20 protein-coding genes and 2 pseudogenes are annotated in these 25,070 nt (G+C 71.5%); 6 read left to right on the top strand and 16 right to left on the bottom strand.

Annotated features, from left to right (window positions below; genetic code table 11):
- Positions 1-83: 83 nt before the first annotated feature.
- The 10 genes from D0Z67_RS01130 to D0Z67_RS01085 form a co-directional block, all read right to left on the bottom strand.
- Entirely contained in the window at positions 84-1,451 is a 1,368-nt protein-coding gene (locus tag D0Z67_RS01130; RefSeq protein ID WP_031180559.1) for a ricin-type beta-trefoil lectin domain protein, read from the bottom strand.
- Between the two features lie 157 nt (positions 1,452-1,608).
- Entirely contained in the window at positions 1,609-2,901 is a 1,293-nt protein-coding gene (locus D0Z67_RS01125; RefSeq protein ID WP_031180560.1) for a hypothetical protein, read from the bottom strand.
- 27 nt (positions 2,902-2,928) lie between these two features.
- Positions 2,929-4,215, bottom strand: coding sequence for an MDR family MFS transporter (locus D0Z67_RS01120; protein ID WP_078873193.1), 1,287 nt, complete (start codon positions 4,213-4,215; stop codon positions 2,929-2,931).
- A 49-nt stretch (positions 4,216-4,264) separates the two neighbouring features.
- Positions 4,265-5,530 (bottom strand): B12-binding domain-containing radical SAM protein, encoded by a 1,266-nt coding sequence (locus tag D0Z67_RS01115; protein ID WP_031180561.1) that lies wholly within the window; start codon positions 5,528-5,530, stop codon positions 4,265-4,267.
- Positions 5,527-6,657, bottom strand: coding sequence for a Gfo/Idh/MocA family protein (locus D0Z67_RS01110; protein ID WP_031180562.1), 1,131 nt, complete (start codon positions 6,655-6,657; stop codon positions 5,527-5,529). Before D0Z67_RS01110 ends, D0Z67_RS01115 begins: the two co-directional genes overlap by 4 nt.
- Positions 6,654-7,754: a Gfo/Idh/MocA family oxidoreductase gene (locus tag D0Z67_RS01105; RefSeq protein ID WP_031180563.1), complete on the bottom strand. Its 1,101-nt coding sequence runs from the start codon at positions 7,752-7,754 to the stop codon at positions 6,654-6,656. The genes D0Z67_RS01110 and D0Z67_RS01105 overlap by 4 nt, the downstream gene beginning before the upstream one ends.
- A complete protein-coding gene (locus tag D0Z67_RS01100) occupies positions 7,747-9,417 on the bottom strand; it encodes a Rossmann-fold NAD(P)-binding domain-containing protein (protein WP_031180564.1) in 1,671 nt (556 codons plus the stop codon). Before D0Z67_RS01100 ends, D0Z67_RS01105 begins: the two co-directional genes overlap by 8 nt.
- 552 nt (positions 9,418-9,969) lie before the next feature.
- A complete protein-coding gene (locus D0Z67_RS01095) occupies positions 9,970-10,722 on the bottom strand; it encodes an MgtC/SapB family protein (protein WP_031180565.1) in 753 nt (250 codons plus the stop codon).
- 157 nt (positions 10,723-10,879) lie between these two features.
- Entirely contained in the window at positions 10,880-11,698 is an 819-nt protein-coding gene (locus D0Z67_RS01090; RefSeq protein ID WP_031180566.1) for an alpha/beta fold hydrolase, read from the bottom strand.
- 44 nt (positions 11,699-11,742) lie between these two features.
- Positions 11,743-12,408, bottom strand: a complete 666-nt coding sequence (locus tag D0Z67_RS01085) for a DUF4097 family beta strand repeat-containing protein (protein ID WP_031180567.1) — start codon at positions 12,406-12,408, stop codon at positions 11,743-11,745.
- A 232-nt stretch (positions 12,409-12,640) separates the two neighbouring features.
- Between D0Z67_RS01085 and D0Z67_RS30520 the strand changes: the two genes are divergently transcribed.
- Positions 12,641-13,372, top strand: a complete 732-nt coding sequence (locus D0Z67_RS30520) for a MarR family transcriptional regulator (RefSeq protein WP_031180568.1) — start codon at positions 12,641-12,643, stop codon at positions 13,370-13,372.
- A 7-nt stretch (positions 13,373-13,379) separates the two neighbouring features.
- Here the strand turns inward: D0Z67_RS30520 and D0Z67_RS01075 are convergent.
- The 3 genes and pseudogenes from D0Z67_RS01075 to D0Z67_RS01065 form a co-directional block, all read right to left on the bottom strand.
- A pseudogene (locus D0Z67_RS01075) lies at positions 13,380-14,114 on the bottom strand (molybdopterin dinucleotide binding domain-containing protein); the annotation flags it as partial.
- A 2-nt stretch (positions 14,115-14,116) separates the two neighbouring features.
- Entirely contained in the window at positions 14,117-15,775 is a 1,659-nt protein-coding gene (locus D0Z67_RS01070) for an eCIS core domain-containing protein (protein WP_031180570.1), read from the bottom strand.
- Positions 15,776-15,818: 43 nt separating this feature from the next.
- Positions 15,819-16,274 (bottom strand): MarR family winged helix-turn-helix transcriptional regulator, encoded by a 456-nt coding sequence (locus D0Z67_RS01065; RefSeq protein ID WP_078873216.1) that lies wholly within the window; start codon positions 16,272-16,274, stop codon positions 15,819-15,821.
- A 35-nt stretch (positions 16,275-16,309) separates the two neighbouring features.
- Here D0Z67_RS01065 and D0Z67_RS01060 point away from each other — a divergent pair.
- Positions 16,310-16,975, top strand: a pseudogene (locus D0Z67_RS01060) (amidohydrolase family protein).
- 5 nt (positions 16,976-16,980) lie between these two features.
- On the opposite strand, the gene D0Z67_RS01055 reads toward D0Z67_RS01060, so the two are convergent.
- Positions 16,981-17,502 carry a hypothetical protein gene (locus tag D0Z67_RS01055; protein WP_131589602.1) on the bottom strand — a complete coding sequence of 174 codons (522 nt, stop codon included), beginning with the start codon at positions 17,500-17,502 and terminating at the stop codon, positions 16,981-16,983.
- A 196-nt stretch (positions 17,503-17,698) separates the two neighbouring features.
- Between D0Z67_RS01055 and D0Z67_RS01050 the strand changes: the two genes are divergently transcribed.
- Complete coding sequence (locus tag D0Z67_RS01050; RefSeq protein ID WP_131589601.1) at positions 17,699-20,143, top strand: hypothetical protein; 2,445 nt, start codon at positions 17,699-17,701, stop codon at positions 20,141-20,143.
- 91 nt (positions 20,144-20,234) lie between these two features.
- Here the strand turns inward: D0Z67_RS01050 and D0Z67_RS01045 are convergent, their stop codons facing one another.
- Both D0Z67_RS01045 and D0Z67_RS01040 read right to left on the bottom strand, forming a co-directional pair.
- Positions 20,235-20,996 (bottom strand): isocitrate lyase/PEP mutase family protein, encoded by a 762-nt coding sequence (locus D0Z67_RS01045; RefSeq protein ID WP_031180575.1) that lies wholly within the window; start codon positions 20,994-20,996, stop codon positions 20,235-20,237.
- Positions 20,987-21,898, bottom strand: a complete 912-nt coding sequence (locus tag D0Z67_RS01040; protein WP_031180576.1) for an MBL fold metallo-hydrolase — start codon at positions 21,896-21,898, stop codon at positions 20,987-20,989. Before D0Z67_RS01040 ends, D0Z67_RS01045 begins: the two co-directional genes overlap by 10 nt.
- A 184-nt stretch (positions 21,899-22,082) precedes the next feature.
- Here D0Z67_RS01040 and D0Z67_RS01035 point away from each other — a divergent pair, with 184 nt between their 5' ends.
- From D0Z67_RS01035 to D0Z67_RS01025, 3 genes are all read left to right on the top strand, one after another.
- The gene (locus tag D0Z67_RS01035) at positions 22,083-22,862 is read left to right on the top strand and encodes a hypothetical protein (RefSeq protein WP_031180577.1); all 780 of its coding nucleotides are present in this window, start codon (positions 22,083-22,085) and stop codon (positions 22,860-22,862) included.
- A 154-nt stretch (positions 22,863-23,016) separates the two neighbouring features.
- On the top strand, positions 23,017-23,412 hold the full coding sequence (locus D0Z67_RS01030; protein WP_051887564.1) for a DUF485 domain-containing protein: 396 nt from the start codon (positions 23,017-23,019) through the stop codon (positions 23,410-23,412).
- Positions 23,409-25,037, top strand: a complete 1,629-nt coding sequence (locus D0Z67_RS01025; protein WP_031180579.1) for a sodium/solute symporter — start codon at positions 23,409-23,411, stop codon at positions 25,035-25,037. Before D0Z67_RS01030 ends, D0Z67_RS01025 begins: the two co-directional genes overlap by 4 nt.
- Positions 25,038-25,070 lie beyond the last annotated feature (33 nt).

Genomic DNA, 25,070 nt, shown 5'->3' with positions numbered 1-25,070 from the left:
ACGGGAGTCCGGCCGCGGTCGTGGCCACGAGGGCGGCCACGCTGAGAGCTCTGAACACGGAAGTCTCCTGGGGGAGCGGGCCGTCAGCCGGTGTACTTGGCGAAGATGCCGGTGAACTGCCAGGCGCTCTGGCTCACACCCGAGCAGGTGTCGTCGTTCGGGTAACCACCGGAGCAGGGCCGGTCGCGGTTGGCCGACCAGAAGGTGAGGCGCGCGAGGTGGTGCTGCTGCGCGTAGCCGAGGATGGTCTGGAAGTCGGCCGGGGTGACGGTCTCGTTGTCGTCGGTGATCCCGTTCATGGACGAGATGCCCATGCCCCGGTACGCCTGGTCGTCGCTGTAGCCGTAGGCGCTCTTGAGGGCGTTCTTCAGCCCCTCGGCCGCCCTGGTGGTGAGCGTCCCCATGTTCTGTCCCGCGCCGCCGAAGTCGAACGGCATGATGGTCCAGCTGTCCACCTGGAGCCCGGAGTCGGCGGCCCGCTTGATCAGGCCCGTGTCGGGCCCGGACTGCCCCGTACCGATGGTGACGTACACCTTGATGCCGGAGTTGTTGGCCTTGACCGTCCTGAGCGCGTCCACGGTGCGCTGCTGCACGGTGGCGTTGCTGTACGCGTCGGCCTCGAGGTCGATGTCGATGGCCTTGAGCCGGTAGGCGTCGATGACCTTCTGGTACGCGCCGGCCAGTGCCGAGGCGCTGGTGCAGGAACTCTCCAGCTTGTTGCCGCTGTAGCCGCCGAACGAAGGGATGACGTCGCCGCCCGCGCCCCGCACGGTGTTGATGGTCTGCTGGTCGACACCCCCGGTCAGCGGACGGCCGCCGTCCCACTGCGGGTTGCAGGTGCCGTTGCTCAGTACGAAGGCGAGGGTGAACCACTTGACGCCGGTGGCGTTCATGATGGTGGTCGGACTGGGCGGGCTGCCCCAGCCGTTGTAGAGGTACGGGGCGACGGCCATCGGGGCCGTGGCGGGGGGCGTGCCGCCGTCGGTGGGCGCGGTCCACTTCTGGTTGGCGGCGCCGGTGCAGCTCCAGATCTGGAGGGGCGTGCCGTTCGCCGAGGTGTTGCCGGTGACGTCGGCGCACTTGCCGGACTGCCGGCCGACGAGGTCACGGGCGGCGGAGACGGTCCACTTCTGGTTGGCGCCGCCGGTGCAGTCCCACAGCTGGAGCCTGGCGCCGTTCGCGGTCGAACTGCCGGTCACATCAAGGCATTTGCCGAGGGCGCGGACCGTGCCGTCGGTGTCCATCGTCCACTGCTGGGCGGCGGTGCCGTTGCAGTCGTAGAGCTGGACGGCCGTGCCGTTGGCGGAGCTTGCTCCCGCCACGTCGAGGCACTTGCCGCCGAGTCCGGTGATGGTGCCGGTGGCCGCGGCGGCCGGAGTCGCGGTCAGCGCTCCGGCCGACACCGTGAGCAGGGCGGCGGCGAGCACGCCGCGCAGGGCGGATCTGGACATGGGGTTCACAGCCTTTCATGGGAGGCCGTAGGTGGGGGCACGATGTTCAGGTAGATGAACAGCGTGTGCATTCATGAAGCTGTGGCGAACGGGAACTTAAAGGTCCAGACCTGGCCCGTCAAGAGTCGACGCCGAAATGGCCCCCCGGCCGCCAACCTCACCAGAACTGCCGGAGGTTGAAGCTCCGCAGCGAGATGTGGTGCGGGGGCTCGGTCGAACTCCTCGCGTACAGCAGCGGCATCGCGGTTCCGGCGGAGCCGTACGCGGCGCTCCAGGCCAGCCACTGGTAGGCGTCCCAGCCCCGCTCCATGCCGATCCCCACACCGCCCTTCTCCAGGGTGGTCAGGGCCAGGCGGTGGTGGAAGGCGACGTCGTACCGGGCCCGGACGCCGAGCGGCTGCCGCTGGTGCCGGTCGAACCAACGGAGCGCCGACACGCCGCGCTCGCTGGGAGTCTCGGAGTCCTTGTGCAGCCGGAGCAGCAGGTCGACGTCGAGGGGCGCGTCCCGCATGAAGCGCGCCATCTTCCCCTTCGCCTCCTCGATGGCCGCGTCCAGCGTGCCCCCGCGCCGCCATCGCGGATCGGTGGGCGCACCGGTCCAGTCCGGCCCGAACGCCTCGTCCATGTCCCGCTCCACCACCTCGCTGAACGGTTCGAGCGGGGTGAACCGGAAGCGTGTCGCCGAGACGGCGTTGTGCCGGGCCAGCACCGCGCGCAGGTCGTCCGCGTGCTGGTCCAGGATGCGGAGAAACCGCTCCAGCCGCCCGGCGTGCGCGTAGTGCAGGAAGACGAGGGAGTTGACCGTGCCGGCAGCCCGGTCGGTCGCCGTCTGCTGGGAGACGGCGACCGTGCGCCGTTCGGCCCGGGAGTTGTCCAGCAGCGCGGCCACGAACGCCACCATGCGCTGCGCGCCCGTCGGGCTGACGTGCTCCGGAAGGACCGGGTCGGTGACACCGGCCCGGTGCGCGCACAGTCCGATCTCCACGTCCAGGGCCGGCCGTTCCTCCAGCAGCACCGACAGGAAACGAGCGCCTTCCTGATACCGGTTCGCCTCCGGGTTGAACATCTCGCCCTGTCGGCTGAAGCGGAAGCCGGCGATCACGGCGGGGACCAGTGCCAGCACGCGCGGCACCGTGAGAGCGCCGCGGTCGTGCCGGGAGAGCCGGTCCAGCAGCTCCCGCCCCTTGATGATCTCCTCCCGCAGGGCGATCTGCCCGCTGGACGCGTAGATCATCGCGGCGATCGCCGCCTCCCACCGGCGCGGCCGCTTCAGCGCCAGGGGATGGATGCCCACCATATCGTCGGCGGAGGGGAGTTGCGGATCGACGCCTTCGATCTCCGCGCGGACAGCGCACAGTTCCCGGATCTCCCGCACGCCGATGCTCGAACCGTTGTAGCGGCTGAGCGCCTGCGACCTGGAGTAGTCCCAGAACGTGATCTCATCGGCCATCCCTGTGCATCCTCCTGCTCGTCCTGTTCATCTGTCGTCGTGCTCGTCGTGCTCGTCGTGCTCGTCGTGCTCGTCGGTGGTGCCGACCGTCGGCCGCCGGTCGTCGCGCCGTCCGCGCAGGATGAGGAAGTACCCGGCGGCCGCCAGCGCGCCCAGGGCCGCGCTGACGCCCCACAGGCTCGCCGGGCCCACGGTGTCCAGCGCGTATCCCGAGGCCACCGGCGCGACGCAGGCAGCGGACGACCAGGCGAAGCTGTACATCCCCTGGTAGCGGCCGTGCGCGTGGCCCGGCACCAGATCGGCCACGGCGGCCATCGCGGTCGGCGCCAGCAGGATCTCGCCGGCCGTCCACACCACGACGGTCAGGGCGTACGTCCCCAGGGAGCCCGCCACGGCCGTCATCCCCAGCCCCCCGCCCAGCAGCAGCGTCCCGAGCGCCAGTGGGCCCGCCGGGCCGAAGCGCCCGAGGACCCGGCTCGCGGGGAGTTGCAGCGCCACCACGAGAAGGCCGTTGAGGCTGATGACCAGGCCGTAGTCGCGGGCGCTGAGGCCCTCCCGGGTCATGGTGAGCGGCAGCGCGGTGCTGACCTCCTGCATCAGCAGTCCGACCAGGAACGTCACGGCCACGAAGGCCATGAAGCGCCGCTGTCGGGACAGCTTCACCGCCGCCGCTTCCGCGTCTTGGGCGGCGTCGTCCGCGTGCTGAGCCGGGTCCGGTCGCGTCTCGGGCACCGCGAGGAACACGGTCAGAGCGCACACCGCGGTCACCGCCGCCTCGCCGAGGAACAGCGGGGTGTACCCGCGCTGCGCGAGCACGCCCGCGAGCGCGGCGGACACCGCCACCCCGATGTTGACGGCCCAGTAGACCAGGGAGAAGGCTCTGACACGTGCCTTCGCGGTGACCATGTCGGCCACCACGGCCTGGACGACCGGCCGGGAGGCGTTGCCCGCCAGCCCGACCAGGCACGCGGTGACCGCGAGCGCGCCCGGCCCCTGGGTGAACGCCAGCGCCCCCGTGCCGACGGCGCTCAGCGACTGGGCGCCCAGCAGGGTCGTCCGCCGCCCGAGCCGGTCGGCGAGCAGGCCGCCGACGACCGAGCCGACGGCGCCGCCGACGCCGTACAGGGTGGTGACGAGTCCCGCGAAGGAGGCCGAGTAGCCCCGGTCGAGGGTCACGTACAGGGACAGGAACACGACGACGAAGCCGCCGAGCCGGTTGACGAGCGTGGCGGTCCACAGCCACCAGAACGCTCGCGGCAGCACCGGCCCGGCGGCACTCGCCTCGCGCGCCGCACTTGGGGCGTTCGCGGTCACGTTACGACGGACTCCTGCCGTTCGGCCCCGGGCCGGGTGCGGCGGGTGGTCATACGGCGGCCATCGCGTTGCCGATGTAGTTCGGCAGCTTGACGAGCCGCTGCCACAGGTCGTCGAGGCTGACCGGGTAACGCTCCCGGTAGCGCCGTGTCACCGCCTCCACCTCGGCCCAAGTCGCGGGCTTCGTACCGCCGTTGTAGTCGGCCGCCAGCTCGTCGTAGAGCGGGGTGCCGGGGCGCAGGAAGAGCTGGTTGAGCCCGAAGTACCCCGGCAGCGAGGCGGCCCAGTCGACCACTTCGCCGCTCAGGCAGGCCGGGTCGCCGGGCAGGCCCAGCAGGATGAAGGCGAACGGGGTGATCCCGGCCGACGACAGCCGGCGGATCGCCGCGTCGATCTTCTCCGCCGGGACACGCTTGCCGACGCCGGTCTCCGCGACGGCCGGCGACTCGGCGCCCAGCCACATGCCGTTGCACCCGGCGGCGGCCCACAGGTCCACGTCCTGGCGCAGGACCACCTCCGCCCGGCTCTGCCCGCTCCACTCCAGACCGCCTCCGACGAGCCCGGCGCACAACTCCTTGTAGAAGGTGGGGTGCAGACCGAAGACGTAGTCGAGGAAGAACAGCGAGTCCACGCCGCGCTCGCGCATCGCCGCGATCTCCGCGAGGGTGCGCTCGACTGGCTCCGGGCGCATCCGGGTGCCGAACGGCAGGTGGCAGAAGGTGCATCCGTAGGTGCAGCCGCGTACGCCCAGCACCATGCCGCACGATCCGCGCTTGACCCGCCCGCCGGTGAACGTCTCGGCCGTGTAGGCGCTCAGGTCCAGCAGGTCGTACGCGGGCAGCGGCGCCCCGTCGAAGTCCAGCGGCGGGTACGTCCCGCTCAGCGGCAGCTCGCCCAGCACCGGCCTGCCGCTCAGCAGGTCGCGTACGCCGTGCACCGCCGCCGCGTCCGCCTCGCCGCGCGCCACGTGGTCCACGCCCAGCTCGCGCAGCGTGGCCGTGGGCAGTTGGGTGGCGTGCGGGCCGACGGCCAGCACGGTGGCCTCCGGCCAGGTGCGGCGCACCTGCTCCACGGCGGTGCGCACCGGGCCCAGATCAAGGGGGTAGCACTGGGCGCGGTCCGCGATTGCCGTGACGACGACCGCGACATCGACCGTGCCGACGCGGGGCGGCTCGTCGGTCAGACGGCGGTCCCAGACGACGACGTCCACCCCGTCCTGCCCGAGCAGGGCGGCCGCGTTGGCCACGTCCAGGGGGAGTTGCAGGAAGTCACGCTCGAACTCGTCGTCGGCGACGACGAAACTCACACTGGTCATGCCGGCTCCGGGATGGTCATGGGGGCGGAAGGGGCGGGTTTCGCACCGAGGGTGTGCGGCACCTGGGTGACGGCGCCGGTGCGCGCCGCCTCGTACACCGCGAGCACGGTCAGCAGGGCACTGCGGCCCTCCTCGCCGTCGACGGCGGGCGCCCGGCCCTCGGCGACCGCGTCGCAGAAGTCGACGAGCTGGTCGCCGTGGGGCGAGGGCAGCAGACCGCTGGCGTCCCGCTGCTCGGCGGGAGTGGGCGGACGGCGCTCGGCGGCCTGGTTGCCGGCCCCGTAGGCGCCGTAGGCGGAAGTGTCGTCGCCGGGGCCGGCGGCGTGGAACCAGGTGAGTTCGTCGTTGTCGATCACCGCGCTGCCCCGGTCGCCGTGCACCGTCAGGCGCGTGGTGCGGCCCGGGTAGGCGGCGGTCGTCGCCAGCAGGGACGTCAGGGCACCACTGGCATGCCTGAGGCTCGCGGTGACGACGTCCTCGACCTCGATGCCGCTGTGGCCCTTCAGGGCGGTGTGCGCGGCGACCTCGACGACCGGGCCCAGCAGCCACTGGGCGAGGTCGACGGCGTGCACCCCCTGGTTGAGGAGCGCGCCGCCCCCGTCCAGGGCCCGGCTGCCACGCCAGCCGCCCGAGTCGTAGTAGGACTGGCCGCGCCACAGGGGCACTTCCACCAGCCCCGACGTCAGCGTCCCGAACTCCCCGGCGTCCAGGGTGGATCGCAGGGTCCGGGAGGCCGGATCGAAGCGGCGCTGGCTGATGACGGCCAGGGCGCGCCCGGCCCGTCGTGCGCCGTCGATCAGCTGGTCCGCCGCGCGGGCACTCACGTCGATGGGCTTCTCCACGACCACGTGCTTGCCCGCGGCCAGTGCCCGCAGCCCCAGCTCGGCATGGAGACCGCTGGGGGTGCACACGCTGATGACATCGATATCAGGGTGCGCGATCAGGGCGTCGACATCCGTCGCCTCGCAGCCGGTCTCCTCGGCCAGCCGGTGCGCGCGCCCGGGTGAGGGCGACGCGACGGCGACGAGCCGCGCCCGTTCGGCGAGTGGTGCGTAGGAACTGAGCACCCGGGCGTGCAGACCGCCGATCACACCGCAGCCGACGACACCGAAACGGAGCCTGCTCATACGGCCCCTCCGCTCAGCTGTCCGGCCGTGGCGGCGGCCGCGCGGGCGTGCCCGAAGTGGCCCGCCAGCGCGCTGATGCGGTGCACGGGGCGCAGGTCGACCGGAGGCAGGGGCAGATCGCCGAGCAGCCGGGCGACCGCGGTGCGCAGGGCGTTGTCCATGGGGGAGTCGTTCACCAGCGTCTCCTGGACGCCGCCGGGAAGCTGGGCCGTCAGCCGGTGGGTGTTGGCGGGCAGCCGGCTGCCGTCCGGAAGGGCCACGGGGTCCATCTCGGCCGTGAACAACGCCGGCCCGACCTGGAGTTGGGCGAGCCGTCGGCGCCCGCCGACGGAGTGGCCGAAGGGACGGGCCCAGTCGGGTGTGCCGGTGTCGCCCGGCGGGTCGCCGACGACCGACGAGTACAGGTCCAGCTCCACGCCGTCCGCCACCACGGCGCGCTCCCGGGCGGCCGTGACGAAGTAGTCCTCGTGGACGACCCCGCGCACGTCCTCGACCGGGGTCTCGACATAGGCGCGGTACGCCTCCGACGGCAGCAGCCGGCTCGCCACCGCGAGCATGTGCGGCCACTCGTAGCCGAAGACGCCGTGGTCGCGGTCGACGAACCGCCCGGCCTCCATGTCGGCCCGCCGGTCCTTGCTGAAGGCGACGCGCACCGCCGTCACCGGCTGGTCCGGCAGATGACGGCGCCGGAGGTCGTCCAGCAGGCGCAGCGCGTGGGCGTGCCGGTACTGGTTCATGACCACCACACGCGCTCCGGGGTACCGCTCCAGCAGCTCCAGGAGCCGGGGCACGTCCTGTGCCCGGCAGGCCGGCTTCTCCATGATGACGCGGGCCAGCGGGTCGCGCTCCAGGACCTCCGCCAGGACATCGACGTGCACCTGGGTGGGTGTGCAGAGCGACCACAGGTGCACCGGGCCCGTCATGTCCCTGACGGTGGGGCTGTGGTCGACGGGCCGGTGGCGGTGGACGCCGGCGGGTACGCCGGTCACGGCCGGGTCGACGGCGCACACGCGCAGACCGGCGGCTTCCAGCAGGCGGTGGTGGAGTTTGCCGGCCACTCCGTAGCCGACGACGCAGACGCGGGGCAGGTCACTCATGCGCGTCCCCGCCGTTCTCGGCGCCCGCCCCGGCCGGCTGGACCGTGTCGGCGAGATACGTGTCGTAGTACGCGTCGAACAGCCCCGCGCCGCGCACCACTTGGTCCACCACCCCGAGGTGGATGCCGGGCGCCAGGTCGGCGGCGGACCGGCACAGGTGCTTGGCGGTGACCAGGGTCGCGGCGCGGTAGGCGTCGTAGCCCCGGTTGGGGATGCCCTCGTAGGTGTACAGGTTCAGGGACCGGCCGTCGCCTAGGAGGACGGCGGAGCGGCGGTCGGGCAGGGTGTAGCGCACACCCACACCGGGGACGTCCGACGCCGTCGCGGCGACCCGGCGCTCGCTGAACAGGCTGAAGTCCCGGGTGGCGAACCCGGCCAGGAGCACGCCGTCGGGCAGCAGCGGCAGGTCGGCCTCGGTGAGCGCGTCCTCGCCGGTGGTCCCGATGATCAGGAAGGGGCGGATGTGCAGCAGGGCCTCGTGGGCCGAGCGGCTGGTGTCGAAGCCCTCCTCGGCGGCGCGGACCAGGGCGAGCATGTCGGTGTCCACGACGGTGACGCGGCATCCGGTCGCGCGCAGCGACCTGGCGACCCGGGCGCCGAGGGTGCCGAAGCCCAGGGACAGCACCCGCCGGCCCACGAACTTCTCGCCGGGCACGATGGCGCGCAGCCGCCGTACGCAGGAGTCGGCGATCTCGTTGTAGGCCAGGTGTGTCTTGACCTCGGAGCGGGCCATGTTGAGGACGGGCAGGCGCATGTCGGTGGCCGCGGATATGCGTTTGAGGCCGCTGACGGTCAACTCCAGTGCCGCGTCCGGCTGTTCGGTGACCAGGCGGTCGTGTGCGGAGCCGAGGGCGATGATGCCGCCGTCGTCGATCATGAGCACGCGCCGGCCTTCGGCGTGGGCCGCCCGGATGAAGGCGTCCACGTCGGCGCCCACCTCGCGCGCCCGGCGCACCTCCTCGTCGGTGGCGGTGCCGTTCACGACGGAGTTGTCCAGGGTGGCGCTGCGGTAGCCCCGGGAGAGGAACCACCCGTGCACGCGGTCCCGGCGCAGCGTCTTGTCGCCCTTGTCCAGGGCGTAGATCCACTGCGGTGCGAACCCGGAGCGTTCGGCGGCCATCAGGAAGCCGACGCTGTTCTCCACGTAGTGGTCGCGGAAGATCAGCGCCCAGTCGGCCAGGGCGTCGTCCTCGGTGGCGTACCGGCTCAGCAGTGGCATCGCCCCCCACAGCCGCGCCACCTCGGTCTCGCTGAAGGCGGTGCCTTCGGCGAGCAGGGCGTCGGCCAGCGCCCCGGCGACCGCGGCGGCTCTCGGATCGTCCGCCCGGACGCTTTCCGTCAGCACGGCGGCGCGCCAGCGCGGGGTGGGCGGGTCGCTGTGCTCCAGCGCGTGCGGCGCGGAGTCGGGCTCGGGCGTGAACTGCACCGTGACGAAGCCGGTGCCGGTGTCCACGGTGTGCGCGTAGCCGCCATCGTCCAGTGCGACGACCTCGTGGTTCTCCGGACGCGGTTCCGCCGGGTCCGGCCATCGCCGCAGGCCCAGGCGGAGCAGGACGTCCGAGGACCAGTGGCCGCTGATCACGGTGTGAAGTCGCGCGGTCGCACCGACACGTGGCAGTTCGTCGCCGTTCGGGGACGTGCCCATCAGGGCGTTGAACGTCATGTGCACACTCCTTCGTCACCCGCGTCCGGGCACACGGAACAGCGGGTGTCATGATTGGGTGAGGGATATGACGGCGAAATGAATTCTCCAGCCGGGTCGCCCGAAAGCCGCAGCTGGACGCGGGGCGCGTCGGATTCCTTCCTCGAGCCTGGAATTCCCTCCCGGCGGGACAGATCTGGATGACGGGGCCGGCGAAGAAGTCAGTCGCCCTTACGCCCTTTGCGTCGGGACCGGTCGGGATCATGCGCCGTGATCCGCACTGCATGTTCACGACCCGATGCCACACGTGTCAACCACGAGACCACACCGATCTCGCGTGCATTTGGCGAAGGCAATTCGGGTATGTCCGGATGTAAGGGTCCGCCGGAGCCCAGGTTTCACCGCACCGAAAGAACGAAGTGTTCCGTTCCGGGGAATGGCCGATTTCTATTCTCCCTGGCTCGTTCCCGTCCTTCATGCGTAAGAGTGCGGACGTATGCGGGAAACCGTCATGCGCTGCCGGCGAAGTCAACGTTCTGCAAAACGCGAGATGAAATCTGATCGGTGTGACAGTCAGTCGGTGCCCTCGGTCTCGGGGCCCGACAGACTGACGACGCCGTCGAGTTCGGCCAGCTCCGCCATGAGCCGGTACACGTCGCCGGTGCCTTCGATGGACAGGTCCACCATGGTGTTGCCGGTCGCGGGGCCGGCCTCGCCGCCGGCGTCCCGCTCCGTGCGGTCGATCCGGACGTTCACCACGAGGAAGCCCGCGGCGGTGCAGCGTTCGAGGACGCGCGGGAGAACACCGCGCCGGGGCAGGTAGGACAGGCGCAGATCGGTCTCCTCGACGGTGGAGATCGCCGGAATGCCGCGGGTGAGCAGGGGGTAGCCGCGCACGATGAGGAGGTAGGCCGCGGTGACGGCCGCGGCCAGCAGCCAGAGCCCGCCCCCGCACGCCATGCCGACGGCCGCCGTCAGCCAGACCGTCGCGGCCGTGGTCAGTCCGCGCACGATGTCCCGCCGTACGAAGATCAGCCCGCCGCCGATGAAGCCGATGCCCGAGACGACCTGCGCCGCCACCCGGGAGGGGTCCAGGTCGACGTGGGACAGACCGAGCACGTTGTCGAAGCCGTGCTGGGAGACCTCCATGAAGAGCGCCGCCCCCAGCCCCACCAGCGCGTGGGTGCGCAGACCGGCGCTCTTCTGCTGGAACGCCCGCTCCAGACCGATCACCGTCGACAGCACCAGGGCCAGGCCGAGTTCGGCCAGCTGACGCAGGCCCTGGCCGGTGCCCGGGTTCCACAGCAGCGACGCACTCCAGTGCACGGTCTCTCCCTTACGGTCCGTGGGGCCATCCGGCGTGCCCGGCCCCGAAAGACCGCGCCCCTGCCACCCTGACACGGAGGGTCCACCCCCGAGCGGCACCGCCCCGGACCGGGCATGTTCCCGGCCGCCCCGGCGAGGGGCGCGGGGGAGCGGGCGGTCAGCGCCCTTCGGCCGAGGTGGCGGCGACCTCCCGTACGGCCTCGGCGATGGCCCGGAAGTCCTTCTTGAGGAGCGCGCCGTGGTTGCTGTCGACCTTCGCGCCGATCCGGATGCGCGGGTTGCGCGCGGTCACCGCGTCGAGACCGGCGCGGATGCGTTCCTGCTCGTCACCGCGGCTGCCGAACGAGGTCCCCGAAGCGACCACGTACCGCACCGGGACGGTGATGCCGTCCAGCACCGGGCCCAGCTCGCGCTCGCGGGACAGTCTGCCCAGCTCGATGTTGCTCTCCGCCTGCTGAGCGGCCGTCATGCGCGGGGCCAGGCCGGTCGGGCGCAGCAGCGGCAGGAACCAGCCCAGCCGGCGGAACAGCTTGCGGATGCGCTGCTCCATGGCCTCGTCGAGCCAGTCGTAGGGGAAGGCGCCGTCGACCAGGACCGCGCCCAGGGCGCGGTCCGGGTTGCGGCCGGCCCAGTGGGCCCCGACGACCGCCCCGTAGGACCAGCCCACCACCAGCGCCCGGTCCACCCCCCTGGCCGCGAGCACGGCGTCGACGTCCCGGACGGCCGCCTCGAAGGAGTAGTCGGCCGAACGCCTCGATCTGCCGCGGGCCCGCTCGTCGTAGGTGATGTGCCGCCACTGCGGGCCGAGTTCGGCGATGACCCGTCGCCAGTAACCCTGCGTGGCGAACTGGCCGTTGAGATAGAGCACCGGGATGCCGGGGCCGCCGGTGTCGGTGACGGCCAGGGCGGTGTCGTCGACCGGCACCATGCCGGTCCATGCCGAAGTGGTGGCGGACGGATTGTCGTTGTGCGTCATGGGTTCCCCCGGGTCTGGTCGTCGTGGCGTTCCGGTCCGGTCTTTCAGAGGCTGCGGGCGGTGATGTCGCCCATCGTGGTGATGGCGCGGATGTCGAGTCCGGTGGTGCCGTCGTTCTTGAGGGCCTGGCTCACGCGGCCGTGGCCGGCGGTGGCGTCCAGGGCGGCCGAGACGCCCGTGGCGGCGCCGATCGTGATGTCGCCGGACCCGGTGCTGAGCACGACCGTGCCGCGCCGCGCCTCGGTGATCCTGATGTCGCCCCGCGCGGTGCTGATCTCCGCCGGGCCGTTGAGCCTGCCGATCCCGACGGTGCCGTCGAGCGCGCTGATGCGGACACCGTCGGCCTCGTCGATCTTGACCTGCCGGTACGCGCCCTCGAAGTCGATGTCGCCCAGGCGCCCCACTCCACGGAGTTCGACGCCGGAGCCCTTGCCCTCGACGCGGGAGCCGGCGGGCAGCCGGACGGTGACCTCCAGGGACCCGGAGGGGCCGAGGAGCCGGTTGCCGGAGGCCGCAGCCGTGATCCGCAGGACCCCGTCGGCGCAGCTGACCGAGGTCTGCTCGGCGGCCTTGACGTCACGGTTGAGGGAGGGGTCGGCGGGCAGCACCTCGACGGTGGTGTCGGTGCGGTCCGCCGCGATGAACTGCACGCGTCCGGCGGGGATCTCCACGACGGCGGAGATCGGGGCGGGGGTGTCGAACTTCTGCATGGTGTTCTCCCGAGCAGTCGTTGTTTCCGATACTGGAAACGCTACGTTGCGTTCCGGGATGCGGCAACACCCTTGTTGCGTGGGCGTGTTGTTTACGCAGGTAGTAGACGTAAAAGCGTTGCAATGGATTGCGGGGCAAGGCAATGGGTATGGTGCTCGCATTGCAATGGACCGGGAGTGAACGCTACGGTGAGGACCGGGACCACCGCGAAGGATCATGAAGGAGGCGGCGATGCCGGGAGGCAGGCTCACCCAGGAGGAGCGCCGGCGGATCGCGCTGGGGCTGGCCGAAAGCCTCCCCTACGCCGAGATCGCCCGGGGCCTCGGCCGCCCGACCTCGACGGTCACGCGCGAGGTGATGCGCAACGGCGGCCCCACCGCCTACCGCGCCGACCTGGCCCACCGCGCCACCGAACGCCGCGCCCACCGTCGCGGCACGCCCACCGCCCGGGACCCGGAGCCGGCCTCCCGGACGGACGGGCGGGACGGCGGGGCGGTGGCCGAGTACGAGGAGACGTTCATCGCCGTCCTCATGGCCTCGGGCCTGCCCCGAATGCCGGCGAAGGTGCTGACCTGTCTGTTCGTCACCGACGCGGGCAGCCTCACCGCGGCCCGGCTCGCCCGGCGCCTGGAGGTCAGTCCGGCGACGATCTCCAAGGCGATCGCCTTCCTGGAGAGCCAGAGCCTCGTCCGCCGGGAACGCGACGAACGCCGCCGCGACCACTACGTCGTCGACAACGACCTCTTCTACCAGTCGACCATCGCCAGCGCGCGGGCCAACGACCGGCTGGTGGAGACGGCGCGCCGGGGTGTCGCCGTCCTCGGTCCCGACACCCCGGCCGCGAACCGGCTGGAGAACGCCGCCCGCTTCCTGGACTTCATCAGCGAGAGCATCACCCGCGCCGCCGAACAGGCCCGAGAAGTCCTGCACGCCTCAGGCCCCGGCGCTCCCGGGGCCGGATGACCCGTCGTCAGGTGCCCGGCGCGATCGTCACATCGAGCTGCTTCATCAGCGGCTGGTCGCTCTGCTCGCTGTAGTCGCTGATCGAGATGAGCTGGTTCAGCTCCGGCATGTAGCCGGCGGCGACACCGCGCGGAAGGTCGTGCCTGACCGCCAGGAACCCCTTCAGCGTCCGCTCGGTGCCGTCCTTCGCGTGTGCCGTGATCACGATCGGCTGGAACTCCGCGAGCCCCCGCTCGCTCATGTCGTCGCCGTTCATGAAGACCAGCGTGCGCAGGTTGTGGATGCCCCGGTAGCGGTCGTCGTCGGTGTAGATCGTGGTGTTCCACTGGTCGTGGGAGCGCATCGTGCCCAGGACGAGCCTTCCCTCGCGGGGCACCACGTCCGGCAGCGGAGCGTGCGAGAACTCGGCGCGCCCGGAGGGGGTGAGGAACACCCGCTCACGGGCGGGCTGTTCGATCCGGAAGCCCATCGGCTGCCGGACCCGCCGGTTGAAGTCCTCGAAGCCGAGCAGAACCTTCGCCATGGTGTCGCGGATACGGTCGTGGTCCTCGACGTACCACTCCCACGGGGTGCCGGAGCCGGGCAGTGCCGCCCGGGCGAGACCCGCGATGATCGCGGGTTCGGAGAGCAGATGCGGTGAGGCCGGCTGCCGGTTGCCCTGGGAGAGGTGGACCATCGAATCGCCGTCCTCGACGGAGATCCGCTGCGGGCCGCCCGCCTGCACGTCCTTCTCGGTCCGGCCCCTCAGGAGTCCGAGTCGACCTCCATGGCGTCGCCGTCCGCGCCCACCTTCGTGCCCTCGCGGTCCGTGTCGGAGTCGCTGTTCTGGTCCCAGGTGAGGTCGCCCTGCTGGGTGAAGGTGATGTAGGTGCCGCCGGCCGCCTCGACGAGGTCGTGCAGGTACTTGGCGTAGTCCTTGACGTTCTCCTCCTCGTAGTCCTCCATGCCCTTGTTGGCCGCCTTGCTCGGCCAGAGCGGGCCCGGGTAGACCTCGACGTCGCCGTCCTGCACGGGGGTGGCGTAGATCTGGGTGTAGCAGACGACGCAGGGGCGCTTGACGCCGACCGTCTTCGCCGGGTCGAAGCCCTCGAGTTTCTGCAGGCGCCGTTCGGCGTGGAGGCCGTCGTCGTCGGCGGAGACGTCCTCGGGCACCTTGACCGCCATGGTCGCGATCTCGGCGTAGTCCCCGCTCTCGGTCTCGCCCTCGGCCACCCGGTCCGACAGCTTGCCGGTGTGGCGGGCGAAGCGGTCCTGGGCCGCGGCGTCCGGCTCCCCGAAGTGCTCGACCAGGGCCTTGGCGAACGCCTTGCCCGTGCCGTGCTTCCCGGCGAGTTCACGCAGCTTCGCGTTGTGCGTGTTGCGGTTGGCGGAGATGTACAGGTCGGTGCCGATCGCGCTGACCTGCACCTCCTCGGCGGCCGAGGAGGTGACGCTCCCGAGGTACTCCTTGGCGAGGGTCGAGATCCAGCGCATGCTCTGGGTGGTCCGGGCGGCGGCGAAGTCCTTCGGCGGACGGGTGTTCCCCGAGTCCTTGTAGATCTTCTCCGTGGCGTTCAGGTCCGCGGTCTGGTTCTCCTCCGGACCCTCCGCGAGGTGCAGGGTGCGGTTCTGCGCGCCGCCGTGCGGCTTCCAGCCCAGGAGCCGGAGCTCCTTGATCAGCTCGTCCTTCGCGTTGGGCGCCTTCTTCTTCGCGCCGGTCTTCGCCTTCGTCGCCTTCGGCATCCGCTGGACCGCCGTCGTACGGGCCGTCGCCTGCCGCGCCGAGGCCCGCTGGACCGCCCCGTCGGCACCTGCCCGCGCGGACGGCCGGGGCGCGCTCATGACGCGCCGCGCGTTCGCCTCCGCCTCCCGCTCGAAGCGGTCCGACGGGTCGGACACCCGCAGCCCCGAGCCGTTGTCGGTACCGGAGACCGGTCCCTGCCGCTGCTGGATCACATGGGTCAGCTCGTGCGCCAGCGTCTCCTTGTCCCTGCCGCCCTCCCCGAGGACGACATGACTGCCCGACGTGTACGCGCGGGCGCCGATCTCCGACGCGGAGTTCTTGGCCGAACGGTCGTCGTGGATTCGGACGTCGGAGAAGTCGGCCTCCAGCCGGGACTCCATGTCCGCGCGGGTGGAACGGTCCAGCGGACGGCCCGCGCCGCGCAGGACGTCGTGCACCGAGGACCGCTGCACCGGCGCCTGCGCGCTCCCGCCGTGGCCACAGCCGGCCTCGTGCTGATGCTCCTGCTCCTCCTCGGTCACGCCCGCGCGCCGTATCCGCTGGACCACCGCCGCGTTGCCGATGCTTCCCTGCAGGCCCATGAGGCCCGACGCCGGTCCGGCGCCCGGAGCCGTCGGCCTGCGTGCCGGGAGCCGCTCGTCGTGGAGGTCGTCCTTCCGGTTTTTGCCGTGCGCGTGCATGAACTCTCCTGTTGACCGGAAGTGATGTCTCCTTGGTAGACGATCACGGCCGCCCCGTACAAGGACCTTCGGGGCAGACCCGGTTGACCGGAGAGGCAATTTCCGGCGCGATCCGGCGCGTTCCGGGAGGGGTCACCGCTGCGTGGTGTCTCCCCGGTCGGGTGGGGACGGTGTCGCCGATGACGGCGGCCAGGCGCTGGAGCTGCGCCGCCGGTTCGTGGCGTTCCCGCGCGCCGAAGTGGGACAGCGCCTCGGTCTGGCGGGTCCTCAGTTCCGTCCGCGTCGCGGCGAGCCGGTTCGCGCCGTCGTCGGTGAGGCGGACGAGGACCTGACGCTCGTCGTGCGGGGAGCGCTGCCGGGTGACCGCGCCCGCCGCTTCGAGCTGCTTGAGCATGCGGGTGGCGGTCGGGACGCTCACCTCGGCGGTGGCGGCCAGCCTGCCCACGGCAAGGCCCTCCCCGGACGTGGCGAGAGGCTCCAGCAGGGTGAGCTGGGCCATGGAAAGGCCGGCCCCCGAGCGGCCCACGGCGCGGCCTGACCTCCGGCGGCTAGGCCGTCACCGCCTGGAGCGCCGAGGGCGCGATCGCGATGATGGACCAGCAGGGCATCGCCACCGGCGTCATGTCCGTCACCTCGCCCGGCATCCACCCCGGCGACGACGCCCGCGACCTGGCCCGCGCCGTCAACGAGTACGGCGCCGAGGTCGTCGGGGACCACCCGGACCGTTTCGGCCACTTCGCGAGCATCCCGCTGCCCGACATGGACGCCGCCGTGGCGGAGGCCGTGTACGCGCTCGACGTCCTGGGCGCCGACGGTGTGGTCCTGATGTCCAACGCCCACGGCAAGTACCTCGGCGACCCGGACTTCGAGCCGCTCTGGGCCGAGCTGGACCGCCGCGCGGCCAACGCCTTCGTCCACCCGTCCCGGCCGCCGATGCCCCTGCTGCCCGGCACCCCCGCCCCGCTCGCGGACTACGTCTTCGACACCGCCCTGTCCGCGGGCCCCTCCGCCCTGCCGGCCCTGCTCGCCTTCGCCGAGCCCGGCCACGTCCTCCACGGCGGCGACTGGCCCTTCGCCCCGCAGGAGGCCGGCACCTGCTACAACCAGTTCCTGGAGACCTACCCGGACTTCACCCCGGGCCGGGCCGAGGCCATCGACCGCGGCAACGCCGAGTCACTCTTCCCCCGCCTCGCCCGCTGACCGGTTCAGTCCGACACTCCCGCCCGCCACCGCTCGAACGCCGTGAAGTGGTCCAGCATCGTGGCGAGATGGTGCTCGCCCTCCGCGTAGAGGGAGCCGACGTGGGAGAGGGGGACGACCGTGGGCAACGGGTCCTCGCCCGCCTCCTCCTCGGCGGCCAGGGCGTCGGCCTCCAGGTGCGTCAGGTGGGCGCGGGGGTAGGTGAGGCGGGGGGTGCCGGGCCAGTCCTCGCCGGGCTGCGGACCGTCGGGGGACCAGGCCCAGACGGCACCGTGATCGCGGACGGCGATCTCGCCCAGGTACCAGGCGGCCGCCATCAGCACCGGGTCGTCCGGGTGCTGGTAGATCTCCTCCCAGGTCCCGTAGCGGGAGCGCAGGACCTGTTCGAGGCGGTCGAGCGACGCGGGGGAGTGGTCCCAGTCGCCCCCCGTCTCGGCGGCCAGGAAGTCGAATGAGGTGCGTGCTGCTTCCAGCCACGCGGTCAGGCGCGGGTTCTGGAGCCAGGCGGGGTCGTCGATGGTGCGCATGACCATGACTCTACGGCGGCCCCGAACGACCGGTACGACCGGTACGACCGGATGTAACGATCCTGTGCCCGGTCACTCTTGACGCAGACATGCAACGCGAGGCGATGGCTAGAGTGAGGAACTCGGCGCCACAGTCACGGGGGCCCTGGCGCCGACCGTGAACCCGTATTCGCAGGGCTCCCGTTGGAGAACCCTCGTGACTCAAGTGATGACGGTGCCGCGCCGCAGAGTGTGGCCGCGTGCCGCGCTCGCGTTAACCGCGGCGGGCGTTCTGACACTGACCGGCCTGCCTGGTCTGCACGGTGACCTCGCGTACGCGGCGAAGGGGAAGCGCTGCGACAGCCTCCCGGGCGTCACCAGTACCCGGCCGGGCACCAACAACCTGCCGTGGGACCGCGGACTGAAGGTCCGCGCCCCGAGTGACCGGGACTCCTACACCTACGACGCGCCCCGGCAGAGCTTCGACGGACTGACCCTGCCCGGTGACGCCGAGAACCCCACTGACGAACAGGCCGCCCAGCGCGCCAAGTTCCTCGCGAAGTTCGACAAGCCCTACAGCTCCTACCCGGAGAACAGCGAGGAGCGCGTCTTCGCCCGGTACAAGAGCTACCTGAACAACGGGAACCCGAAGTACAAGACGTTCGCGGACTGGCTCGACGGCGGCTACATCATGCCGCACAACAACAACAAGCGCGGCGCGGCCTTCGAGACGAAGGTGATCAACGATCTCGGCCTGGTCGGCGAGGACTGGCTCTGCCAGGAAGAGATCGCCATCAAGGACAAGAACGGCAAGCCCATCATGGTCAGTGATGGCAGGGGCGGCCAGAAGCCGCTGGTGCGCAAGTTCGACGCCGTGAACTACAAGACCGGCCAGTTCCTGGAGTTCAAGGCGGGCCCCGGCCGCGACACCGGCCAGGACCTGGCGAACAGGCGGTTCCTGGAGGACCCGCGCTTCCAGAACGGCGAGTTGGCGAAGAACGGCCGCATCTCCTACGTCAACGGCCAGTCCAAGGACTCGGCGACCACCAAGTACCTGGGCAGGATGGCCGAGCAGTACAAGGGGACCGACGGACAGCCCCGGGTACGCGCCTACGAGCACCTCTCCACGGACGTCCCGAAGTACAAGTCCATCAGCTACAAGAACGTCACCGGCGCCACCAGGCCGGACCCCAACTTCGCCGCCAACGGCGACAACCGGCTCGGCGGGTCGGCCTCACGCACCATCGGCCAGTCCCCGGCGACCCCGAAGGACATGGCCGACCGCATCCGCCGCCTCGGCGGCAGCGGCCCGGCGCGCTTCGGTGTCCGGGGCCCCGGCGGCGTGGACTTCTCCACCCTCGACCTCGCCTACGTCGGCAAGCCGGTCAAGGGCAAGGGACTGCCGTACGCCTTCTCCGCGGACAAGGTGCAGGACGAGACGGGGGACAAGGGCTGGGGCGGCAAGGCCAAGGCCCAGCTCATCTCCGACTCCTTCTTCACCTGGCTCGCGCTCACGCCGGACAAGTTCTGGGTCAACCTGAACCCCGACCAGCCCGACAAGATCATGGACAAGACCTTCGGCAAGACCGACGCCGGGCGGGTCCTGCTCCAGGCCGACCTCCAGATGAAGCACGACTACGCCAAGGACGTCGACTACCGCAAGGACCCCGGCAAGCAGTACGCCGAGGCCATGCGCGCCGCCAACATCCCCTGCGGCGACACCATCCGGCTGTGGATCACCCCGAAGACGGCCAAGGTCCGCGCCGACGACGGCGGCCTGTACATCCTCGACACCCCGCTGAAGGTCAACGTCGACCACATCGACCGTGAGACCCCCGACCCCAACGGCAACGACTGCAAGCTGACCGAGGCCCAGCGCGACACCGCGAACGGCCTGCTCAAGCAGTACATCATCCCGGGCGTCGAGAAGAAGGTGAACACCTCCGCCGACTACGCCGACCTGCGCCGCGTCTACAGCGCCCGCGTGGCCGCCGAGTACGTCCGGCAGAGCGACGCCGAGCAGGCCGGGGACTACCACGCGGTCATCGACAGCGGTGACATCGCGCGCTGGCCGGTACGGTCGCCCAACCGGTCGTGGACGCCCAAGCAGACCTGGGACGACTACATGAAGTCCTTCACCAAGGGCGACTACTCGCTGCCCTGCGAGGTGGGCGGCCAGCAGAAGATGTGCGTCATGGGCGGCGTCGACTTCGGCAAGGCGCCGAAGCAGAACATCACCCGCGTGGAGTTCAAGGCCCAGCACCCCAACCTGGAGAAGACGACGAAGATCGCCGCCGAGGGCCAGACGGAGAGCGCCGACAACCCGGCGCTGGCCCTCCTCGGCGGCGGTGGCGCATCCGCCGGCGACGGAGGCGGGACGACCCCGCCGCCGACGCACTCGTCCGAGCCGACCCACCGGCCCACCACACCTCCGACGGACCACGGCAGCACGCCTCCGGCGCAGCACACCCCGTCGCCGGTTCCCTCCACCCCGGCCGCCGGTGTCACGCCCCCGGCCACCCCGCCCTCCGACGGCAGCGGTTCCGGTGGCCTCGCCGCCACCGGAACCCAGGTGCTCACCGTCGCCGGGCTCGCCGCCGCGCTCCTGGCGGCCGGACTCGGCCTGCTCTGGGCCAAGCGGCGCAGGACCGGCCGACAGTGACCGGCCTGCGCTGAGAACCCCCGGCCCCGCATCCACAGCACCTCGGATGCGGGGCCTTCGGGGCTTGTCCGGCGCCGGTCCGCCGCGTCCGCTACGGCGCCCAGGGCCCCAGCATGTCCTTCATCGAGGCCGTCAGGGCGAGTTGCAGCAGCGGGCCGTAGGTGACGCGGCCGACGCCGAGGCGGCGGAAGCGATCGAGGTCGTGCTTGACGGGGTGGGCGGTGGAGTTCACCGGGATGGAGACGGCGCCGGTCACCGCCGTGAGCAGATCGTCGTCGTCCTGGATGCGGACCGGGTAGACGCTGTCGGCGCCGGCCCGCTCCATGGCCCGCAGGCGCTCGATCGCCTCGTCGAGGACGGCGGCGGGGTCGTCCGCGTGCAGGAAGAGGTCGGTGCGGCCGTTGATCCAGACCGGGACCCCCGCCTTGTCCGCCGCCGCGCGGAGCCCGGCGATGTAGTCGGCGTGCTCCGCCGTGTCGCGGACGCGACCGCCGTCCGAGTGAACGGTGTCCTCCAGGTTGAGACCGGCGCCGCCCACCTCGACGAGCCCGGCGATGAGGTCCGCGGGCTCCTGGCCGTACCCGGCCTCCAGGTCCACCGAGACGGGTACGTCGACCGCCGCGATGATCGGCCCGACGGCGGCGAGCACCTCCTCGAAGGTCTGCCCCTCGTGGTCCTCGGCCCCCCGGGAGTCGGCGAGCGGATGACTGCCGATCGTCAGCGCGGGAAAGCCTGCTCCGGCCGCCGTCCGCGCGGACCAGACGTCCCAGACGGTCGGCAACACGAGCGGCTTGTACTCGGCGTGCAGCTTCTTGAGCCGCTGGGCGCGTTCAACGGTGGTGTTCAGATCCATGCCGAGGACGCTACCCCCGTCCTCCGGAACAACCCCGGCTCGGCCTCCGTCACCAGGCCGCCGGCTGTCAGACGGGCCAAGTGGTGTGTCGCCGTACGGCGTTCCACCGGGTCCACATGTGGTCCCGACACATGTGGTCGGTACACAAGGCGGTGCGCGGCGATCTCCGCGACCGTCCTCGGCTCGGTGAGGAAGGCCAGCAGGGCCGCCTCCCTTCGCTCGACCACCTCCGCGAACTCGGCGAGGCCACGGCGGAATCGGCGGGCGCCCTCGATGACGCCCTTCTGGTGGGCGGTGCCGTACCAGCGGGCGTCGATGTCGGCGCACCGGCGCATCGACGCCTCGAAGTCCCTCAGATCGCTGCGGGAGTCGCCGTAGAACGGGCCGAAGGCGGTGAGGTCGATGTCCGCGACGAACAGGAAGCCGTCCGGCTCGATCAGGAAGCCGCTGTGGCCCGGTGTGTGGCCGGGGAGGTGCACCACGGTGACCGTGCGGCCGCCGAGGTCGAAGACGGTGCCGTCGGTGAAGCCGAGCGCGTCCGGGCGTCCTGTCACATGGAAGTCGTCGCGCAGCATCCGGTCGGCGGCCTCGGCCTCCTCGGGCGGGTAGCCGAACCCGGCCACCATGACCTCACGGGACCGCAGCGGGCCGAGGTCCGCGTCGTGGATGCGCACCGGCACGTCGTACGCGGTGAGCCCCGCCATGTGGTCCTCGTGCGCGTGGCTCACCAGGACCAGATCGGCGGGCGGCGCGCCGTCCACGAGCGACAGCGAGGGGTCCACCACCAGTGTGGCGTCCGCACCCCGTACGAGAAGCGAGTTGGCGTACGGATACGCGCCGCGCCGTGCGCCGACCAGCACCGTGACCCCGCCGTAGGTCTCCTCGGTGTACTCCCCGCCCACGTGTGGCCACCCCCTTCAGCTCACCCACCCGAGACACGAATCCCGGTCGACCGTAGCAGCGCCCCGCGACCGTCGGCCGGTGATCGAATCGTTGCCGCGCTCCCTGCAACCCCGCACCGGCCTCCCGGGTCTCCCAGTCGGCCGCGAGGACGCACCCGTGGCAGGGGAGAGGACAGGCTCGAGAATGGGCAAAGCAGTGTGGACGGCGGCGCTGGCCGCCGGGGCGGCGGTCGCGCTCACCGGGGTGGCGGCGGTGCCGGCCGGAGCGGTGGAGGGCGGTGCCTCCTTCAGCCGGGTCACGGTGAACGGCGGGAAGCCGATCGTGGTCGGGGTCAAGGACCAGATCGAGGTGCCCGTGTCGTTCCGGATGACGACCAGGCTCAAGTACGACTACGGGCCGATGATCTATCCCTTCCGGGGAAAGGCCGATGGCGGGGACATGCTGTACGACGCCGTCGAGACCACCGACTGCAAGGTCGTGGACAAGAAGAAGGGCATCTGCGACTTCAAGGAATGGCTGTACATCGACCCGCGCCATCTCGACTTCGGGAACGAGGACGCGGGCACCTGGGGAACCGCCGCTCAGGTCTTCTTCGTCGGTGACGCGTGGGACACCGACGACCAGCACATCCCGTTGCAGGTCAAGCGGGCCACCCGGGTCACCGTCGACGCCTCGCCGGAGCCGGTCGCGGCCGGGAGGACGATCACCGTGACCGGGCGGGTCACGCGGGCGAACTGGGACACCCACACGTACCAGGGGTACGCGAACCGCACGGTGAGCCTCCAGTTCAAGGCGGCGGGCGCCTCCTCGTACAAGACGGTCAAGAAGGCGACGTCGAACGGTACGGGCGGGCTCCGGACCACGGTGAAGGCGACCGTGCCGGGGACGTGGCGGTGGACGTACTACGGCAACTCCACGGCCGGGGCGAAGTCGTCGGGCGGGGACTACGTGGCCGTGCGGTAGGCGCGGGGAGTACGGGACGCGGAGGGCACCGCCTGGTCGGGTGGTGCCCTCTGGCCTAGAACGGTCCCCGGCAGGGAACATGTCGACATAGCGTCATGGTCATCCCGCACGGTCCGTCTCTTCATGGGCCCGGTCCCCGCCAGGAGATCACCAAGTGTCCTACGACAGCTCCGAGTTACCGTCCGACCGCCGCGAACCCAGTTGGGCCGAGGGACACGGCCAGGCGGAGCCGCCGGGTCCGCGCTCCGGTCCGCACCGCACCCTGCGCATGCTGCGCCGCGCCTACCGCTGGCAGCGCCGCGTCGCGTCCCTGACCGCGCTCGGCTACTTCGCCGTCTTCCTCACGCTGACCGTCAAGGCCCCCTGGCTGATGACCCGTCCGGGACCGGGCGGCCTGCCCACCGGACTCGTGCTGGCCCTCGTCCAGATCCCCGTCACCTGGCTGGCCGTCCTGCTCTACGAGGCCACCGCCTACCGGCTCGTCGACCCGCTGGCCCGCCGCGCCCGCCAGTCCTACCCGGCGCCCGTGCACCGGAAGGGAGGCCGGTGACGGAGTTCAGCGGTCCCGCACAGTCCTGGTCCCTGGCCGCCTTCTGCTCCGTCGTCGCACTGACCCTGCTGCTCTGTGTCCTCACCGGTCCGGACGCGGACGACCTCGCCGAGTTCTACACCGGCTACAAATCCCTCTCGCCCCTGCGCAACGGGCTCGCCATCGCCGGGGACTACATCTCCGCCGCCACCGTCCTCACCATCGGCGGCATCATCGCGCTGTGCGGCTACGACGGGGTGGTCCTCGCGCTCAGCGCCGTACTGTCCCTGCTCCTGCTGATGTTCCTGCTGGCCGAGCCGCTGCACAACACCGGCCGCTACACCATGGGCGACGTGCTCGGCCACCGCCATCCCGCCCGCTCCGTACGCGTCGCGGCCTGTGCGGTCACCCTGCTCGCACTCGTCCCGATGATGATCGTCCAGCTCGCCGGCGTGGGTGAACTCCTCGCCTACGTCATGGGGTTCACCGCCCCCGCCGCCAAGAACGGCTGCGTGGCCGGAGCCGGCATCCTCATGATCAGCTACGCGGCGCTGGGCGGGATGCGGGGTACGGCGCTCGTGCAGATCTTCAAGACGGTGATGCTGCTCGCCTCCGGACTCGTCGTCAGCGGTCTCATCCTGCACACCTTCGGCTGGAGCACCGAGGCGCTGTTCCGCACCGCCGCGCGCGAGAGCGGTGCCGGGCCCGCCTACCTGCGCTGGGGGCTCCAGTACTCCAGCAGCCCGCACCCCGCGCTCGACCTGGCGAGCACCCAGTGCGCGATCGTGCTGGGCGCCGGGTGCCTGCCACACGTCACCATGCGCATGTACACCGCCGGGACACCGCGCCAGGTGCGGCGGGCCATGTCCTGGGCGGTGTCCTCGGTCACCCTGTTCATCCTGATGCTCGTACTGATCTGCACCGGGGCCACCGCGCTCCTCGGGCGCGCCCGCATCACCGGGGCCGACCCGCACGGCACGACCGCCTATCTGCTGGGCGCCCGCGCCGCGTTCGGCAGCGGTCTCTCGCGCTCCGAGAGCCTGCTCTTCGCCACGGTCACCACGGCCGTGTTCCTGACCCTGCTCGCGTCCGTGGCGAGCATGACGCTGGCCTGCGCCAACGCTCTCGCCCACGATCTGACGGCCGCGCGCCCCCTCGCACCGGCGCGGGAACTCACCCTCGCCCGCTCGTGCGCCCTGCTGGTCGGCATCCCCGTCATCCTGGTGGCCGCCCTCGCCCAGCACCGCAGCCTCCAGCCCCTGGCGACCCTCTCCTTCACCCTGGGCGCCTCGGCCATCGCGCCCGCGCTGCTCTACACCCTCTTCTGGCGCCGCTACACCCGGGCCGGCCTGCTCGCCACCCTCGTCGTCGGCTCCCTCACCGTGCTGGCCCTCACCCCGGGCACCACCCTCGTCTCCGGCAACCCCGTGTCCGCCTTCCCCGAGGCCGACTTCGACTGGTTCCCCTACAACACCCCGGCCCTCGCCTCGATCCCGGCGGGCTTCCTGGCCGGCTGGCTCACCTCCGTCCTGGCCGGCAAGTCCACCGCCGACCGCGAACGCGCCCGCTACGAATCCACCGAACACCGCCTCCTGACGGGCCCCCCGCCGCGCGACCGGCCGGCGGGAGCCCCGGACGGCACATGACGGACACGGGCAACGGGCGGGAGGGGTACGGGA

The sequence above is a fragment of the Streptomyces seoulensis genome, from assembly GCF_004328625.1.
GTDB lineage: Bacteria > Actinomycetota > Actinomycetes > Streptomycetales > Streptomycetaceae > Streptomyces > Streptomyces seoulensis.
The sequence above is the reverse complement of the archived record's forward strand: the minus strand, read 5'-3'. Positions and strand labels throughout refer to the sequence as shown.